The organism is Enterobacter cloacae complex sp. P13B (assembly GCF_014895915.1).
Taxonomy (GTDB): Bacteria; Pseudomonadota; Gammaproteobacteria; order Enterobacterales; family Enterobacteriaceae; genus Enterobacter; species Enterobacter bugandensis.
The window spans coordinates 44715-62381 of sequence record NZ_JADBQN010000031.1 but is presented as its reverse complement, the minus strand read 5'-3'; the positions used below and the strand labels follow the sequence as shown (position 1 = coordinate 62381).

The following is a 17667-nucleotide window of genomic DNA, read 5'->3' as shown; positions in this document are numbered from 1 at the left end:
AAGGCTGCGATAGCAGCCTTTTTTATTTAATCCGGTAACGCGCTTCCGCAGCGGTTGCAAAACCGCGCGCTGTGTTCATGATCGGCCTGGTGGCAGTTCGGACATTTGCGCCGCTGTTTATGGTTCTGAAACGCGCTGCTCATGTGCGTGGTAATAAGCCCCGTCGGAATGGCAATTACCGAATACCCAATCAGAATCAGCACGGATGCCACAATCCGTCCCAGCGGCGTATGGGGCGTGATATCGCCATACCCCACGGTCGTAACGGTCACTATCGCCCAGTAGACGGAAGCGTTGAGCGTCGTGAAGCCATATTTCGGCCCTTCGATCAAATACATCAGCGCGCCAAAAACAATCATCACAATGGCAATGAACGAATAGAACAGAATAAGCTGATGGCGTGCGCTGACGATCGCGCTCCAGAATACGCGCAGCGACGGCATAAAGCGCAGTAACTTCAGAATACGCAAGACCCGAATAACGCGCATCGCTCGCCAGGCGAAAACATAGTTGAGGCTGATCTCCGGCCACAGCCACATCACATAGAGCGGCAGGATCGTCGCTAAATCAATAAAGCCCCAGAAGCTAAAGACGTACTTTGCCGGGTTGGGCCAGCAAACAACACGCAGAATATACTCTGCGGTAAAGACCAGGGTAATAATAAGTTCCAGCCAGACAAACGCATGCCATTCCTCAAATGTCAGGTGATATTGCGTCCCCACACCCGATTCAATAAAGATGACCACTACGCTCAGTAGCGCAAACAGCGCACACAGACCTTCAAAACGGCGTCCCGATACCGTTTCAGGATCGAATAAAAGATGATAGAGCCGCCGACGGACTGAAGTGAATAAACGCGACACGGTAACCTCGCAAAAAAATAAGGGCTGACATCATGTCAGCCCTTGCGATTATAGCGGGTCTACTTTCAGGCAGGAAACCGCATGTCGGAAACTGCCCTCCAGCACCGGTCGCGTTTTCGCGCATTCCGGCCCGGCCATTGGGCATCGCGTGCGGAACACGCAGCCCGACGGCGGATTGATCGGCGACGGCAATTCCCCTTCCAGAAGCTGAATCGTTTTATTCTTTTCCAGATCCGGATCGGGGATCGGCACAGCCGACATCAGCGCTTTGGTATAAGGGTGCAGCGGGTTATGGTACACCTCGTCATAGGTTCCCAGTTCCACGGCATGGCCCAGATACATCACCAGCACGCGGTCGGAGATGTGTTTTACCACCGCCAGGTCGTGCGCAATGAAAATCAGCGACAGCCCCATTTCGCGCTGCAATTTCTGAAGCAGGTTAACCACCTGCGCCTGAATCGACACGTCCAGCGCGGAGACCGGTTCATCACAAATAATCAGTTTCGGCTCAAGGATAAGCGCACGCGCAATGCCAATACGCTGACACTGGCCGCCCGAAAATTCATGCGGGTAACGGTTAATGAGGTTAGGCAACAGCCCGACTTTCAGCATCATCGCCTTCACGCGATCGCGGACTTCCTGACGCGGCATCTTTGGATGATAGGTGCGCAGCGGTTCGGCGATAATCTCACCGATGGTCATACGCGGGTTTAATGACGCCAGCGGATCCTGGAAAATCATCTGGATATCGCTGCGCACGTCGCGCCACTCGTCAGGCTTCATGCCCAGCAGATCTTTACCCAGCCAGGCTACTTTGCCGCCGGTAGCTTTCACCAGACCGATAATCGCACGCGCAAAGGTGGATTTACCGCAGCCGGATTCGCCCACCACGCCCAGGGTTTCCCCCTCGTACAGACGCAAGGTGACGCCATCTACCGCTTTCAGGGTCTTCGGCGGCTGCCAGAACCACTGCTTGCCGTCTTTGATGTCGAAATGCACCTTGAGGTCGGCGATTTCGAGCAGCACGTTGCGTTTTTCATCTACTGCGTTCATACCAGCTCCTCCTGCGGCTTAAAGCAGGCGCGCAGACGGCCTGGGGCAAATTCTTCCAGCGGCGGCGCGCTGTTACAGATTTCCATCGCGTGCGGGCAGCGCGGCTGGAACGGACAGCCTTTCGGCAGTCGCAGCAGGTTTGGTGGATTGCCCGGAATGGTGAGCAGGGATTCCCCTTCCGCATCAAGACGCGGCACCGCGTTCAGTAGGCCAATCGAGTACGGATGGGCTGGCTGATAGAACACGTCGCGCGCTTTGCCGTATTCCATGGTGCGCCCGGCGTACATCACCAGCACTTTGTCACAGATACCGGCAACCACGCCTAGATCGTGGGTGATCATGATAATCGCCGTGTTGAACTCACGCTTAAGCTCGTTCAGCAGGGTCATGATTTGCGCCTGCACGGTGACGTCCAGCGCGGTAGTCGGTTCATCGGCAATCAGCAGTTTTGGCCGGCACAGCAGCGCCATGGCAATCATCACGCGCTGACGCATACCGCCAGAGAACTCGTGCGGGAACATGCGCATGCGCTTGCGCGCTTCCGGCATTTTTACCGCATCCAGCATTTTAACGGATTCCTCAAAAGCTTCCGCTTTGCCCAGACCTTTGTGCAGCATCAGGACTTCCATCAGCTGCTCACCGACGCGCATATACGGGTTCAGGGAGGTCATCGGATCCTGGAAAATCATTGAGATCTGTTCGGCGCGAAGCTTGTTCAGCTCGAGCTCCGGCAGGTTAAGAATTTCGCGACCATTGAATTTCGCCGAACCGCCAATCACGCCGTTAGCGGCCAGCAGGCCCATTAACGCAAATGCCGTCTGGGATTTTCCGGAGCCGGATTCACCCACGATCCCCAGCGTTTCCCCTTTGCTCAGGTTAAAGTTGAGATTGTTGACCGCAGTAACATCGCCGTCCGGGGTTTTAAAGGTCACGCGGAGGTCTTTAACATCCAGCAGAAGATTGCTCTGCTGCTGCGCCTGTGGCGCGGTGGCCGTTTCAATAATTGTCATGACGGCGCTCCTTAACGGTCTTTCGGGTCGAGGGCATCACGCAGGCCATCGCCGATAAAGTTAAAACAAAACAGGGTAACGACCAGGAAACCCGCCGGATAAAGCAGCAGCCACGGTGAAACTTCCATCGAGTTTGCGCCGTCGCTCAGCAGCGCACCCCAGCTGCTCAGTGGCTCCTGCGTGCCCAGCCCCAGGAAGCTGAGGAAGGATTCAAACAGAATCATGCTTGGCACCAGCAGTGAGGCATAGACCACCACCACGCCCAGCACGTTAGGCACGATATGACGAACCACGATATTACTGGTTGATACCCCCCCTACCTGCGCCGCTTCGATAAACTCTTTGCGTTTGAGGCTCAGCGTCTGGCCGCGCACGATACGCGCCATATCCAGCCAGGAAACCATCCCGATGGCCACGAAGATCAACAGGATGTTCTGGCCGAAGAAGGTCACCAGCAAAATCACGAAGAACATAAACGGGAAGGAGTTCAGGATTTCCAGGAGACGCATCATCACCGAGTCTACTTTGCCGCCAAGGTAGCCGGAAAGCGCGCCGTAAAGCGTCCCCACGATCACCGCCACCAGGGCGGCGGCGATACCGACCATCAGAGAAATACGGCCACCAATCGCCACGCGCACCAGCAAATCACGGCCGGATGAATCGGTACCGAAATAGTGGCCGGACTCCATATCAGGCGCGCTGGACATCATGCCCCAGTCCGTATCGAAATAGGTAAATTGCGACAGCATCGGCGCCAGGGTGACAAACAGCGCGATGATCACCAGCACAACCAGGCTGGCGACCGCCGCACGGTTATGCATAAAGCGACGGCGCGCGTCCTGCCAGAGGCTACGACCTTCTACTTCCAGTTTTTCACTGAAGTTTTCCAGCGCCTCGCTGTTTTTCTTACTCAACATCATGGCGTGCTCCAGCGTTAGTAACGAATTTTCGGGTCGATAACGGCATAAAGCACATCGACAACGGCGTTAAAGAGAATGGTCAGTGCGCCCACGAGGATCGTGAGGCTCAGAACGAGCGAGTAGTCACGGTTAAGCGCCCCGTTTACGAAAAGTTGACCAATACCCGGCAGGCCGTAAATTGTTTCGATAACCATTGAACCCGTAATGATGCCGACGAATGCCGGTCCCATATAGGAGAGCACAGGCAGCAGCGCCGGCTTGAGCGCGTGGCGGAAGATGATCCGGCGCATCGGCAGCCCTTTCGCGCGCGCGGTGCGGATGAAGTTTGAGTGCAGCACTTCGATCATTGAACCACGGGTAATACGCGCGATACTGGCGATGTAGGCCAGCGATAATGCCACCATCGGCAAAATCATGAACTTCAATGCCCCGCCGTTCCAGCCGCCCCCGGGCAGCCATTTCAGCGTGATGGCAAATATCATCACCAGCAATGGCGCGACAACGAAGCTGGGTATGACTACCCCGGTCATTGCCACCCCCATTACGGCATAATCCCATTTGGTATTTTGTCTGAGCGCGGCGATAACGCCTGCAGTGACCCCGAGAACGACGGCCAGAATGAATGCTGCAGCACCCAGTTTTGCCGAGACCGGGAAGCTGGAGGCCACCAGATCGTTAACGGAATAGTCTTTATATTTAAATGACGGTCCAAAATCACCGTGCGCCAGCTGCTTCAGATAATTGAAGTATTGGGTGGTGATGGGATCGTTTAAGTGATACTTCGCTTCGATGTTGGCCATGACTTCTGGCGGCAACGTACGTTCACCGGTAAATGGACTTCCCGGCGCGAGACGCATCATAAAGAAGGAAATCGTAATTAGAATAAATAACGTTGGTATCGCTTCTAAACAGCGACGCAGGATAAATTTCAACATTGCCCGTACCTTCTGGCGTGTGCCTGATGAATGTTACAAAGTAGACACAGTGGGGCAAGCCATGCTCGCCCCACGTATTGCCATTAATGCTTGATAATATAAAGATTCTTAACGGAAATATTATCCAACGGGTCTTTACCGGTATAACCCCCTACCCACGGTTTCACCAGACGGGCGTTAACGTAGTAGTAAACCGGTACAATTGCAGAGTCTTTATCGAGCTGTTCTTCTGATTTCGCGTACAGCTCTGCGCGCTGCGCATCGTCAGACACTTTCAGGGTTTCAGCGATGATCTTGTCAAACGCCGGGCTCTTATAGTGCGCCGTGTTGTTTGAACTGTCGCTGAGCATGGTGTTCAGGAATGATGTCGGTTCGTTATAGTCCGCACACCAGCCCGCACGCGCCACGTCGAAGGTCCCCTGATGACGCGTATCAAGGAAGGTTTTCCACTCCTGGTTTTCCAGCTTAACGTTCACGCCCAGGTTTTTCTTCCAGATAGACGCGACGGCAATCGCCAGTTTTTTATGCAGATCTGATGTGTTATACAGCAGGTTGAACGTCAGCGGCTTGTCTGCGGTGTATCCTGCTTCAGCCAGCAGTTTTTTCGCTTCTTCGTTACGTTTTTCCTGCGACCATTTGAACCACTCAGGCTCAACCAGTTTCATCCCATCGGTATACGGAGGCGTGTAGCTGTACGCCGGCAGATCGCCCTGGTTTTTCACTTTGTTCACGATGATATCGCGATCCAGTGCCAGCTTCAGCGCGGTACGAACGCGCACGTCGGTGAACGGTGCTTTCTGGTTGTTGATTTCGTAATAATAGGTGCAAAGATATGGATCGACGTGAACTTCTTTCGGGATCTCTTTCTTCAGCTTCTGGAACAGTTCAATCGGCATGTTGTTATAGGTCATGTCGATTTCACCGCTGCGGTAGCGGTTAACGTCGGTCACTTCGGAAGAGATTGGCAGGTAGGTGACCTGATTAATTACGGTCTTCGCATTATCCCAGTACTGCGGGTTACGCTCCAGCACCATACGTTCGTTGACCACCCAGTCTTTCAGCTTATAGGCGCCGTTGGTCACGATATTGGCAGGCTGCGTCCATTTTTCACCAAATTTTTCCACGGCGGATTTTGGTACCGGCGAGACGGACGGGTGAACCAGCAGCTTATAGAAGTACGGAACAGGTTCGCTCAACGTCACTTCAAAGGTATTAGCATCGATCGCCTTCACGCCCAGGTCGGTGACCGGCTTTTTACCGGCGATGATGTCATCGATATTGGCGATGTGGCCATACTGCAGATAGCTCGCATATGGAGAGGCGGTATTTGGATTCGCCAGGCGCTGCCAGCTATATACGAAATCTTCGGCGGTAACCGGTGTACCGTCGGACCATTTGGCATCTTTACGCAGATGGAAGGTCCAGACTTTGAAATCTTTATTTTCCCACTTTTCTGCCACACCCGGTGCCGGGTGGCCGTCTACGTCAGTCACCAGCAGACCTTCAAACAGGTCGCGGTTAACGTTTGACTCAGGAACGCCTTCAATTTTATGCGGATCGAGAGACTGCACTTCCGCACCGTTGTTACGTACCAGCGTCTGTTTTTCCGCCAGTTGAACACCTGCAGGTACGTCCGCAGCCATTGCAGCGTTTCCCGCGATTAGCGCAGTTAAAATCCCCGCCGCTACCAGATTTTTTTTTGTGATGATGGACATTGTGTTGGTACTCCACTCATTATAATTACTGGCTTTCGCCAGCTGTCTAATCCCCTGTTGGGGCCTGTACAGCGCAGGAGTTTTTTTTGCTGCTGTCAGGTTCTTTTTTTACTGCTTGCTATCACCGACTTTTTTATTACTGACCGCTCGTATGGCCGTCTTGCGTCGATTCTTGCCAGGCCTCCCCTGTTTGAGACCTGTGCTGGATATCTGAGAAGAGGATTATATGAAAATAATTCTCATCTACTTGTTTTAGGCTGCAAAATAGTAGGCCGGAAAGTATCAAATGGCGTAAACACGCGCCAATACATTTTGCAAATTTGTTAAGCAATTCTCTTTTACGGCCCAGGTCGTATCGTCCTGCCCAGCCCTTCCATACGTTGAGCACCCTAAAAAACACTTTAAATTCAAACTAATATGGAAGATTTTTTCTTCAGGCGCGTCGCTGCATTCTCATCGCGTAGTTTTGTACGAAAATTTAACAATTGATTATTATTTAGCACATTCATCTAACGAAATGTTGAAATTACTAATATCATTTCGGTTATCCCGCAGCAAGCCCAAGACTATCGTGTGAGTAAAATAACAGTGCGTTCGAAGATTTTCTGTGCAGGCAGGCTTGAGATGAATTCATAACTCTATGAAATATATGAGATGAACATTATTAGTAGAATTTATTATGACAGGTAAGCTTTTCAACTTTATTTATATGATTTGCTGATATTGATACAAAAAAACGGCGCCGAAGCGCCGTTCTTTCGTATGAAATATCAATGTAACAAGCCGGGGAAAATGCTTTTAATACCCGTGACAATGAATTCGATCCCGAGAGCCATTAACAGCAGCCCCATGATACGCGTAATAACGTTGATGCCGGTCTGCCCCAGCAGGCGTACCAGCAACGGCGCCATACGGAATACGCCCCAGCAACAGAGCGCGAAAAAGGCAATCGCGACAGAAAAACCGATCAAATGCATGAGGCTATGGTAACGCGTGCCCCAGACAATGGTTGAACTGATGGCACCCGGCCCGGCCATGAGGGGCAATGCCAGCGGAACCACGCCGATACTTTCGCGGATGGCGGTTTCTGACTTTTCCTGCTTGTTCTGCTTATCCTCACCCAGCTTACCGCTGATCATGGACATGGCAATGGTCACCACCAGGATCCCGCCCGCAATGCGGAAGGAGTCAATCGAGATGCCAAAGAGCTGGAGAATGGCATCACCCAGGAAAAGCGAGGTGAGCAAAATGATTGCCACAGACAGGTTAGCGGTAAGATTGGTTTTGTTCCGGGCCGCCGCCGTCTGGTAACTGGTCATACTAATGAAGACAGGAATGATCCCCACCGGGTTGACCAGGGCAAACAGACCAATAAAAAATTTGAAATACGTTGGAAAATCAAAGAGCGTTTGGATCACGTTTTGCTCCGCTTTTGCGCATGCCCGGGACAGTTACATTGTTAGGAAAAATCGCGCTGAAGATACGCTTTTTATTAGCATACTTCACCAGAAATCTGTGCCAAAACGTTAGCATTTCAGAATGTTAAACATATGTTGAGACAATGATAGCGTCACTTCCAATAGTTACTTAATTAATTAACAGTGGAAATATATCCATTAAATAACCCTGCTGAAAGGTATCAGCTTGGTGGAAAATTGATGCAGATCATGATTTCCGTACTCAGAAGTGAGTAATCTTGATTACGCCCCCAGGGAGGTCACCTGACAAAAAGGGATGATGCTAAGGTAAGGCTCTTTTAGTAAATTAGTTTACTGGAGCATAAAGTAACCCTTTGTTTTACTTTATGTAACGCAAGTCGTATTGGCACTGTCTATACTGTCTGACGTATCGAGCGCTGGTTTACTAAAAGAGTTTAAACATTATCAGGAGAGCATTATGGCTGTTACTAATATCGCTGAACTGAACGCCCTCGTCGAGCGCGTTAAAAAAGCCCAGCGTGAATATGCCAATTTCACCCAAGAACAGGTTGATAAAATCTTCCGCGCGGCCGCTCTGGCTGCTGCAGATGCTCGAATCCCTCTCGCTAAAATGGCCGTTGCCGAATCTGGCATGGGTATCGTTGAAGATAAAGTGATCAAAAACCACTTTGCTTCTGAGTATATCTACAACGCCTATAAAGATGAGAAAACCTGTGGCGTTCTGTCTGAAGACGACACCTTCGGGACGATCACCATCGCCGAACCTATCGGCATCATTTGCGGTATTGTTCCAACGACTAACCCTACCTCAACGGCTATCTTCAAATCGCTGATCAGCCTGAAGACCCGTAACGCAATCATCTTCTCTCCACATCCACGTGCGAAAGACGCAACAAATAAAGCAGCAGACATCGTTCTGCAGGCAGCAATTGCTGCGGGCGCACCAAAAGATCTGATTGGCTGGATCGACCAACCTTCTGTTGAACTGTCTAACGCGCTGATGCATCACCCGGACATTAACCTGATTCTGGCGACCGGTGGTCCTGGTATGGTTAAAGCAGCATACAGCTCCGGTAAACCAGCAATTGGTGTAGGCGCAGGTAACACCCCCGTTGTTATCGATGAAACCGCTGACATCAAACGTGCTGTTGCGTCTGTGCTGATGTCTAAAACCTTCGATAACGGCGTTATCTGTGCATCTGAACAGTCTGTAGTTGTTGTTGATTCCGTGTACGACGCAGTACGCGAGCGTTTCGCCAGCCACGGCGGCTACCTGCTGCAGGGCAAAGAGCTGAAAGCGGTTCAGGACATCATCCTGAAAAATGGCGCGCTGAACGCTGCTATCGTAGGTCAGCCAGCCTATAAAATTGCTGAACTCGCAGGCTTTACCGTTCCGGCGACCACCAAGATCCTGATCGGTGAAGTTAAAGTTGTTGACGAAAGCGAGCCGTTTGCTCACGAAAAACTGTCTCCTACGCTTGCTATGTACCGTGCGAAAGATTTCGAAGACGCGGTAGAAAAAGCCGAGAAGCTGGTTGCCATGGGCGGTATCGGTCATACCTCATGTCTGTACACCGACCAGGATAACCAGCCAGAGCGTGTCGCCCACTTCGGTCAGATGATGAAAACTGCCCGTATCCTGATTAACACCCCTGCTTCTCAGGGTGGTATCGGTGACCTGTATAACTTCAAACTCGCACCTTCCCTGACTCTGGGTTGTGGTTCCTGGGGTGGTAACTCCATCTCTGAAAACGTTGGTCCAAAACACCTGATCAACAAGAAAACCGTTGCTAAGCGAGCTGAAAACATGTTGTGGCACAAACTTCCGAAATCTATCTACTTCCGCCGTGGCTCTCTGCCAATCGCGCTGGATGAAGTGATTACTGATGGCCACAAACGTGCGCTCATCGTGACTGACCGTTTCCTGTTCAACAACGGCTACGCTGACCAGATCACCTCTGTGCTGAAAGCGGCTGGCGTCGAAACTGAAGTGTTCTTCGAAGTTGAAGCTGACCCAACCCTGAGCGTTGTACGCAAAGGTGCTGAACTGGCGAACTCCTTCAAACCAGATGTGATTATCGCACTGGGTGGTGGTTCCCCAATGGACGCCGCGAAAATCATGTGGGTTATGTACGAACATCCGGAAACCCACTTCGAAGAACTGGCGCTGCGCTTTATGGACATCCGTAAACGTATCTACAAGTTCCCGAAAATGGGCGTGAAAGCGAAAATGATCGCCGTCACCACTACTTCCGGTACCGGCTCAGAAGTGACGCCATTCGCGGTAGTAACAGATGACGCAACAGGTCAGAAATACCCGCTGGCTGACTACGCGCTGACGCCAGATATGGCTATCGTTGATGCCAACCTGGTCATGGAAATGCCGAAGTCTCTGTGTGCGTTCGGTGGTCTTGATGCCGTGACTCACGCGCTGGAAGCCTACGTTTCTGTACTGGCGTCTGAGTTCTCTGACGGTCAGGCTCTGCAGGCTCTGAAACTGCTGAAAGAAAACCTGCCAGCGTCCTACAACGAAGGTTCTAAAAACCCTGTAGCACGTGAACGTGTCCACAGTGCAGCAACCATCGCCGGTATCGCGTTTGCGAACGCCTTCCTGGGTGTTTGCCACTCTATGGCGCACAAGCTGGGTTCACAGTTCCACATTCCTCACGGTCTGGCGAACGCCCTGTTGATCAGCAACGTTATCCGCTATAACGCCAACGACAACCCAACCAAGCAGACTGCGTTCAGCCAGTATGACCGTCCGCAAGCGCGCCGTCGTTATGCTGAAATCGCTGACCACCTTGGTCTGAGCGCACCGGGCGACCGTACTGCTGCGAAGATTGAGAAACTGCTGGCATGGCTGGAAAGCCTGAAAGCTGAACTGGGTATTCCTAAATCTATCCGTGAAGCAGGCGTTCAGGAAGCTGACTTCCTCGCTCACGTAGACAAGCTGTCTGAAGATGCCTTCGATGATCAGTGTACTGGTGCTAACCCGCGCTACCCACTGATCTCCGAGCTGAAACAGATTCTGCTGGATACCTACTACGGTCGTGAGTTCAAAGAAGGTGACGTTGCAGCTGTGAAAACAGAAGCTCCTGTCATTAAAGCTGACAAGAAAGCGAAGAAAAGCGCTTAACTGACAGCCTGAGGAAAAAACCCGCCTGTATGGCGGGTTTTTTTATGTCTGAATAGCGGCGGATATTATTTTCTGTTGTCGTGCTGGATCGCCGTCAGCGAGCCTACGGACAACGCTTCCTTATAATGCTTACGACAGACCGACACATAGCGTTCATTGCCACCAATCACCACCTGCTCACCGTCCGCATAAGGTTTTCCCGCCTGGTCGAGACGAAGCACCATGCTGGCCTTGCGTCCGCAGAAACAGATAGTTTTCAGTTCAACCAGCTTATCTGACCAGGCAAGCAAATACTGGCTTCCGGCAAACAGCTCCCCGCGGAAGTCCGTACGCAGCCCGTAGCACAGAACGGGGATATCGAGCTCATCAACCACTTCAGAGAGCGCATGCACCTGTTCACGCGTCAGAAACTGGCTCTCATCAACCAGCACGCAGTGAATGGGCTCTGACGCATGCGCAGCGCGGATATCCTCCAGCAGGTCAGTTTGCGGGTTAAACAGCCTGGCTGGCGAAGAGAGGCCTATTCTGGAACTCACCTTCCCTGCACCGAAGCGATCGTCGATTTCAGCGGTATAAACAACGGTACGCATTCCTCGTTCCTGGTAATTGTATGAGGATTGCAGCAGTGCGGTGGATTTCCCGGCATTCATTGCCGAATAGTAGAAATAAAGTTGTGCCATTGGCCGTAAAACCCTAATCAATGTGTAATATTCCCGATGATTCATTGTACCATATTTTGTCTGGTCATCAGCGACACGCCGCACAAACGATGCCGTACTGAAAGGTGTAAAACGCCCTCTTTTCGCAAAAATAATCCGCTAAAACAGAGAGTAATGGCGGTCATGCTGGTGAATAGGTTATATGGTTAGCCAAACATAACACTTCTTTTTATAGTGGAATCTGCGTACATTAAAATTCACTATTTATTAACTATTCCTGCCTTAACACCGTCGCCTGGAACTAATACAAAAGGCTGATATTTATCCGCCGCAACTATAATTCCTGCGGCAAATGTCACAAAAAAAAGATGCAAGCGGTGGGGTTAAGCAGGTTATCGTGATAACAAGCGAGACTGCCAAAGAGGAAATTTAAGTTAGCGTAATTAATAATAGCGGCTTTATTTAGTATTTTTTGAATTCCTTACATTCCTGGCTATTGCACATCTGAATTTATGGCTCTATTATTAGGTCAACAAACCACCCCCCATTATAAGTTTGAGATTACTACAATGAGCGAAGCACTTAAAATTCTGAACAACATCCGTACTCTTCGTGCGCAGGCAAGAGAATGTACCCTTGAAACGCTCGAAGAAATGCTGGAAAAATTAGAAGTTGTAGTTAATGAACGTCGCGAAGAAGAAAGCGCTGCTGCTGCTGAAATCGAAGAGCGTACGCGTAAACTGCAGCAATATCGTGAAATGCTGATTGCTGATGGTATCGATCCAAATGAATTGCTGAACAGCATTGCTGCTGCAAAAACCGGTACCAAAGCAAAACGCGCTGCCCGTCCTGCTAAATATAGCTATGTAGATGAGAACGGCGAAACTAAAACCTGGACCGGCCAGGGCCGTACTCCTGCTGTAATCAAGAAAGCTATGGATGAGCAAGGTAAACAGCTGGATGACTTCCTGATCAAGGATTAATCAAGCCGAATTCAGAAAAATCCCGCCTCTGGTGGGATTTTTTTTGCCCGCAATTTATCACTAACATCCTCTTACACTCCGTCATAAAGCGTTATTTGGCTATTTAGTTTCGCTTACAAACAGGCTGGTCATGGCGTTTTATGGGCATAAAAAAACCGGTGGGCAGCGCCACACCGGTTTCATAGATTTACGCCTGGATTATTTCTTAATACCCATACTCTCTTTGAGCCAGCCTTTAAATTCTTCACCCAGCGTATTATGGCGAATGCCGTATTCAACGAACGCCTGCATATAACCGAGCTTATTACCGCAGTCATGGCTCTTACCTTTCATGTGGTAAGCCTCAACGGTCTCTTTCTCGATCAGCATATCAATGGCATCCGTCAGCTGGATTTCATCCCCTGCTCCTGGAGGCGTTTTCGCCAGCAGTGGCCAGATTTCAGCACTCAGGACATAGCGACCCACCACTGCCAGATTAGAAGGCGCTACGTCGGCTTTAGGCTTCTCTACGACACCAACCATTGGCACGCTTTCGCCTGGCTCAAGGTTCACGCCCTTGCAGTCAACCACACCGTAAGCGGTCACGTCTTCAACTGGCTCAACCATGATCTGGCTGCAGCCCGTTTCGTCGAAGCGGTGGATCATCTCAGCCAGGTTGTCCTGGGAAAGATCGGATTCGTATTCATCCAGAATCACGTCAGGCAGAATAACCGCGACGGGCTCATCACCCACAACCGGGTGTGCACACATAACCGCGTGGCCCAGACCTTTAGCCAGCCCCTGACGAACCTGCATAATGGTGACGTGCGGAGGGCAAATAGACTGAACTTCTTCTAACAGCTGACGCTTAACGCGTTTTTCCAGCATGGCTTCGAGTTCAAAACTTGTATCGAAGTGGTTTTCGATAGAGTTTTTAGATGAATGCGTAACCAGCACAATTTCAGTAATGCCGGCCGCGATACACTCATTAACGACATACTGGATTAATGGCTTATCAACCAGAGGCAGCATCTCTTTAGGAATCGCCTTAGTTGCTGGTAACATCCTGGTCCCCAATCCCGCTACCGGGATGACGGCCTTTCTGACTTTCGAATTTAGGGCAGCCATTCAAATTCTCCTGAGCTGTTCAAGTTTTGAACTTTTATGCAATAAATAACGCGTTGAGTATATCAGCCTCGCCCCGCAGTCCGGGTCTGAAAAGAACGCGTTGCCGATGAATTAGGACAAATACGCATGAATCTGGGCAGCGATAGTAGCACTCCCGAGAAAACACAGGTAAAGCAATCTTAAAATTAAGATCCAATTGCTTATTCCGTGGACAACATTAAGCGAAGCCTTCCCCCGGCCCCCCAAATTTGGCACTGCCAGGAAGAACAGCGATGGCTAATTTGATTTAGATACGCCTTTCCCAGTGTTCCAAGCGGCACCCCGTTGCTCACCTGAATATGGTGTTCCCCGGTATTCAGTGACGCGTTGAGACCTGCAGAAACGAGGATAAGATTCTTTAAACCGCTATGGTAATAACCAACCAGCAGCGGGAACTGTCCGGGTAAATTGGCCTGACGAAAAAGCTGGTTTACCTGTTTGAGTAAACTGCCTAACTCAGGGAGCCGTTGTCCCTGATGTGATAACTGTTCCTGCAATAATCCATTAAAGAGCGCGCGAAGTAACAATGCAGCTAATACGCCATTATCCCCTGCACGGGTTACGTCCAGAGAATAAAATGCGAGGTCGGAATCAGACAGAGGTGCAATATCCAGCACCAGCCCAGGCTGATCGGCCGCCACCAGCTGGCGATAGTTTACGCGGCAGTGGGAAATAGTTTGCTGAACGGGAGGCTGAAGTTCTTGCAACAATTTCGCCGCCGCTGGCGGATTACTCACCAGCGCGTCCCAGTCCTGAAAAAGGCGTTCCTCTTCCTCAACGCGGGAATTAAACATATTTGGATAAAGGCACGCTAATACCGTCTCACGTAACCGGTTCAGATCTTTGACGGGTTTTAGCAGAATATCCTGAACGCCAAGACGTAATGCTTTGGCAATATCCGCCATATTTTCCGTCGCGGAGATCACCAGAATGGGCATCTGGTCCCCCTCGTTGCGCAGATGTTCAACCAGTTTAAGCCCATTCATTCGCGGCATCGCGATGTCGCAAATCATCAGATCGGGCGTAATACCGGTCATTTTTTCCAGCGCGTCGACACCATCTTCAGCCAGTAAAGTGTTTGCTCCCAGCGAGGATAACCACGAATCCAGTAGCGATCGGAAAACGGGCTCGTCTTCAACAATCAAAATGTGTTTTCCGGCCAATGGCTGCGTCATGGTTCCTCCCCTGGCTGACAGTTACTAAATAGTGGCATGCTATCGGCACTATCGCCTGTCAGATTTTGCTGAAGTAGTCAAAAAAAGGTGCTTAACGTGCTGTTCGCACAAACGGCAGCAACTCGTCTATTTTCTTTTCGACGGCTAGCGAGCCCGCTGCGATGGCGGCCTCAGCCCGATGGAAATCAAGGGTAGAGATTTGCGGACAGTAAGGCTGAATAAGAATATCCGGAGGATCGCCAGCCATACGGTTACGTTTAAGGCGATTCTCAAGAACCTGAATTGAGGTGGTCATGATCTCCATGGCCGTCGGTGCGGCAACCGAGCGTCGTGCGGCCAGGCGACCAATTCTTCCGCGCAGGCGTTCATGCCAGGCAAGCTTTTCAACGTCGGCATCTTCGCTCTGCAGATTGACCGGCATAAGGTCTTGCTGCATCAGATGAGCGTCGTGCTGCAAATCAACGGCGATGACGATGTCCGCCCCCATGGCGCGCGTCAGAGAGATGGGAACCGGGTTCACGACGCCACCATCGACAAGCCAGTAACCGTTATGGGGCACGGGCGCCATAAGCCCAGGAATACTGCATGAAGCACGCACCGCAAGGTGAATATCCCCTTCGGTCAGCCAGAGTTCACGGCCTGTGCTGAGATTAGTTGCGACGGCACCGAAAGGCATCCGGCAGTCAGTAAAGTCTTCGAGAGGCATCACCCGGCGGAACTGGTTAAAGACGCGTTCACCGCGCAACAGCCCACCGCGCTGCCAGGAGAGATCCATCAGACGCAGCACGTCCCAATAGCTGAAGGAGCGCACCCAGGTTTCGAGATCCGGAAGCTTGCCGCACGCGTAGGCGGAGCCGACAAGCGATCCGATTGAACATCCTGCTACGATATCAACGTCAACGCCCATCTTGTTTAAGGCATTAATCACGCCGATATGAGACCATCCCCGGGCTGCACCTGATCCCAGCGCCAGTCCAATTTTAACCTTTCTCATTAGCCCTGTTTTACTTCCCCTGGATTCCTGACATAGCGTCAACGCAACTGCTCAGTTAACATAGTGCTACCCGAGGCGTTTTACGCCCTTATTTTTTGTTCCAGGAAGAGAATCGTGTCTCAACTCTGCCCCTGTGGTAGCGCTCTGGAGTATAGCCTATGTTGCCAGCGATATCTTTCTGGCAATCAGGTTGCACCGGATCCGTCACACCTCATGCGTTCACGGTATACTGCTTTTGTGATCAAAGACGCAGACTACCTGATAAAAACCTGGCACCCGTCCTGCCACGCCGCCGATTTCCGACAGGAGATCGAAGCCGGGTTCGCCAACACCCACTGGCTTGGGCTTACCGTGTTTGAATCTTCACCCGGTAGCCACCACGACGAAGGCTTTGTCAGCTTTGTTGCCCGTTTTACCGAGAACGCCAGGCCTGGCGCCATTATCGAGCGTTCCCGGTTCTTAAAGGAAAGCGGGCAGTGGTACTATATTGACGGTACGCGCCCACAGTTTGGTCGTAACGATACCTGCCCTTGTGGTTCAGGAAAAAAATTCAAAAAGTGTTGCGGGCAGTAACGCCTGACAACCCAGACTTCGCAAATACAAACAGGATTTCCCGGCGATGCAATCATTACAACGTAAAGTTCTGCGCACTATCTGTCCCGATCAAAAAGGGCTGATCGCACGAATCACCAATATTTGCTACAAGCATGAACTGAATATCGTGCAGAACAACGAGTTCGTTGACCACCGTACCGGTCGCTTCTTCATGCGTACCGAACTGGAAGGCATTTTCAACGACACCACCCTGCTGGCCGATCTGGACAGCGCGCTGCCGGACGGTTCCGTGCGTGAGCTGAATCCTGCGGGCCGTCGTCGCATTGTGATTCTGGTGACGAAAGAAGCTCACTGCCTGGGCGATCTGTTGATGAAGGCCAACTACGGCGGCCTGGACGTAGAAATTGCCGCTGTTATTGGCAACCACGAAACCCTGCGCACGCTGGTTGAGCGTTTTGATATTCCGTTTGAGCTGGTGAGCCATGAAGGCCATACCCGTGAAGAGCACGACAACCTGATGGCTGCTGCCATTGAAGCGCATAACCCGGACTACGTGGTGCTGGCGAAATATATGCGCGTGCTGACGCCTTCCTTCGTCGCCCGCTTCCCGAACAAGATTATCAACATTCACCACTCGTTCCTGCCGGCCTTTATTGGCGCGCGGCCTTATCACCAGGCTTACGAGCGCGGCGTGAAGATCATCGGCGCAACCGCGCACTACGTGAATGACAATCTGGACGAAGGTCCAATCATCATGCAGGACGTGATTCACGTGGATCACACCTACACCGCAGAAGATATGATGCGCGCCGGACGTGACGTTGAGAAGAACGTGTTGAGTCGTGCCCTGTATCAGGTGCTGGCGCAGCGTGTCTTTGTCTACGGTAACAGAACCATCATTCTTTAATCTTTCAGAAAATGAATTGATTAGCTTTGCGCCTTTACGGATAAAAAGCAGGCAAACAGCTTCTTTTCCCTAAAGGAAAGCTTTACAGGGGCGTCTCATTTGATATGATGCGCCCCGCTTCCAGCAGGAAGCAGGCCAGTAAAAACGCATTACCCCGTGGTGGGGTTCCCGAGCGGC

At 51.2% G+C, this 17667-nt stretch carries 15 protein-coding genes; 4 read left to right on the top strand and 11 right to left on the bottom strand.

Annotated elements, in window-relative coordinates:
- Nucleotides 1–26: 26 nt before the first annotated feature.
- The 7 genes from IM273_RS13935 to IM273_RS13905 form a co-directional block, all read right to left on the bottom strand.
- Nucleotides 27–863, bottom strand: a complete 837-nt coding sequence (locus IM273_RS13935; RefSeq protein WP_193051378.1) for an ion transporter — start codon at nucleotides 861–863, stop codon at nucleotides 27–29.
- A 48-nt stretch (nucleotides 864–911) separates the two neighbouring features.
- The gene (gene oppF, locus IM273_RS13930; RefSeq protein WP_041909608.1) at nucleotides 912–1916 is read right to left on the bottom strand and encodes a murein tripeptide/oligopeptide ABC transporter ATP-binding protein OppF; all 1005 of its coding nucleotides are present in this window, start codon (nucleotides 1914–1916) and stop codon (nucleotides 912–914) included.
- Nucleotides 1913–2926, bottom strand: a complete 1014-nt coding sequence (locus IM273_RS13925) for an ABC transporter ATP-binding protein (protein WP_193051380.1) — start codon at nucleotides 2924–2926, stop codon at nucleotides 1913–1915. The genes oppF and IM273_RS13925 overlap by 4 nt, the downstream gene beginning before the upstream one ends.
- An 11-nt stretch (nucleotides 2927–2937) precedes the next feature.
- On the bottom strand, nucleotides 2938–3846 hold the full coding sequence (oppC, locus tag IM273_RS13920) for an oligopeptide ABC transporter permease OppC (RefSeq protein WP_028013428.1): 909 nt from the start codon (nucleotides 3844–3846) through the stop codon (nucleotides 2938–2940).
- 14 nt (nucleotides 3847–3860) lie between these two features.
- Nucleotides 3861–4781, bottom strand: coding sequence for an oligopeptide ABC transporter permease OppB (gene oppB, locus IM273_RS13915; protein ID WP_028013429.1), 921 nt, complete (start codon nucleotides 4779–4781; stop codon nucleotides 3861–3863).
- Between the two features lie 83 nt (nucleotides 4782–4864).
- Nucleotides 4865–6496: an oligopeptide ABC transporter substrate-binding protein OppA gene (gene oppA, locus IM273_RS13910; protein ID WP_028013430.1), complete on the bottom strand. Its 1632-nt coding sequence runs from the start codon at nucleotides 6494–6496 to the stop codon at nucleotides 4865–4867.
- Between the two features lie 770 nt (nucleotides 6497–7266).
- The gene (locus tag IM273_RS13905; RefSeq protein ID WP_028013431.1) at nucleotides 7267–7914 is read right to left on the bottom strand and encodes a YchE family NAAT transporter; all 648 of its coding nucleotides are present in this window, start codon (nucleotides 7912–7914) and stop codon (nucleotides 7267–7269) included.
- A gap of 478 nt (nucleotides 7915–8392) precedes the next feature.
- Between IM273_RS13905 and adhE the strand changes: the two genes are divergently transcribed.
- A complete protein-coding gene (adhE, locus tag IM273_RS13900; protein WP_028013432.1) occupies nucleotides 8393–11071 on the top strand; it encodes a bifunctional acetaldehyde-CoA/alcohol dehydrogenase in 2679 nt (892 codons plus the stop codon).
- Between the two features lie 65 nt (nucleotides 11072–11136).
- Here adhE and tdk read toward each other — a convergent pair whose 3' ends face one another.
- Nucleotides 11137–11751 (bottom strand): thymidine kinase, encoded by a 615-nt coding sequence (gene tdk / locus IM273_RS13895; protein WP_028013433.1) that lies wholly within the window; start codon nucleotides 11749–11751, stop codon nucleotides 11137–11139.
- A 548-nt stretch (nucleotides 11752–12299) separates the two neighbouring features.
- On the opposite strand from tdk, the gene hns reads away from it, so the two are divergent.
- Nucleotides 12300–12713, top strand: a complete 414-nt coding sequence (gene hns / locus IM273_RS13890) for a histone-like nucleoid-structuring protein H-NS (protein WP_028013434.1) — start codon at nucleotides 12300–12302, stop codon at nucleotides 12711–12713.
- Nucleotides 12714–12911: 198 nt separating this feature from the next.
- Here hns and galU read toward each other — a convergent pair whose 3' ends face one another.
- The 3 genes from galU to rssA all read right to left on the bottom strand — a co-directional run bounded on the left by galU (nucleotide 12912) and on the right by rssA (nucleotide 16028).
- The gene (galU, locus tag IM273_RS13885) at nucleotides 12912–13820 is read right to left on the bottom strand and encodes a UTP--glucose-1-phosphate uridylyltransferase GalU (RefSeq protein ID WP_028013435.1); all 909 of its coding nucleotides are present in this window, start codon (nucleotides 13818–13820) and stop codon (nucleotides 12912–12914) included.
- Nucleotides 13821–14020: 200 nt separating this feature from the next.
- On the bottom strand, nucleotides 14021–15034 hold the full coding sequence (rssB, locus tag IM273_RS13880) for a two-component system response regulator RssB (RefSeq protein WP_193051686.1): 1014 nt from the start codon (nucleotides 15032–15034) through the stop codon (nucleotides 14021–14023).
- A 91-nt stretch (nucleotides 15035–15125) separates the two neighbouring features.
- Nucleotides 15126–16028 (bottom strand): patatin-like phospholipase RssA, encoded by a 903-nt coding sequence (gene rssA / locus IM273_RS13875; RefSeq protein ID WP_028013437.1) that lies wholly within the window; start codon nucleotides 16026–16028, stop codon nucleotides 15126–15128.
- A gap of 114 nt (nucleotides 16029–16142) precedes the next feature.
- On the opposite strand from rssA, the gene IM273_RS13870 reads away from it, so the two are divergent.
- Entirely contained in the window at nucleotides 16143–16601 is a 459-nt protein-coding gene (locus tag IM273_RS13870) for a YchJ family protein (protein ID WP_041909602.1), read from the top strand.
- Between the two features lie 46 nt (nucleotides 16602–16647).
- Nucleotides 16648–17490, top strand: coding sequence for a formyltetrahydrofolate deformylase (gene purU / locus IM273_RS13865; RefSeq protein WP_028013439.1), 843 nt, complete (start codon nucleotides 16648–16650; stop codon nucleotides 17488–17490).
- The last annotated feature ends 177 nt before the right edge of the window (nucleotides 17491–17667 follow it).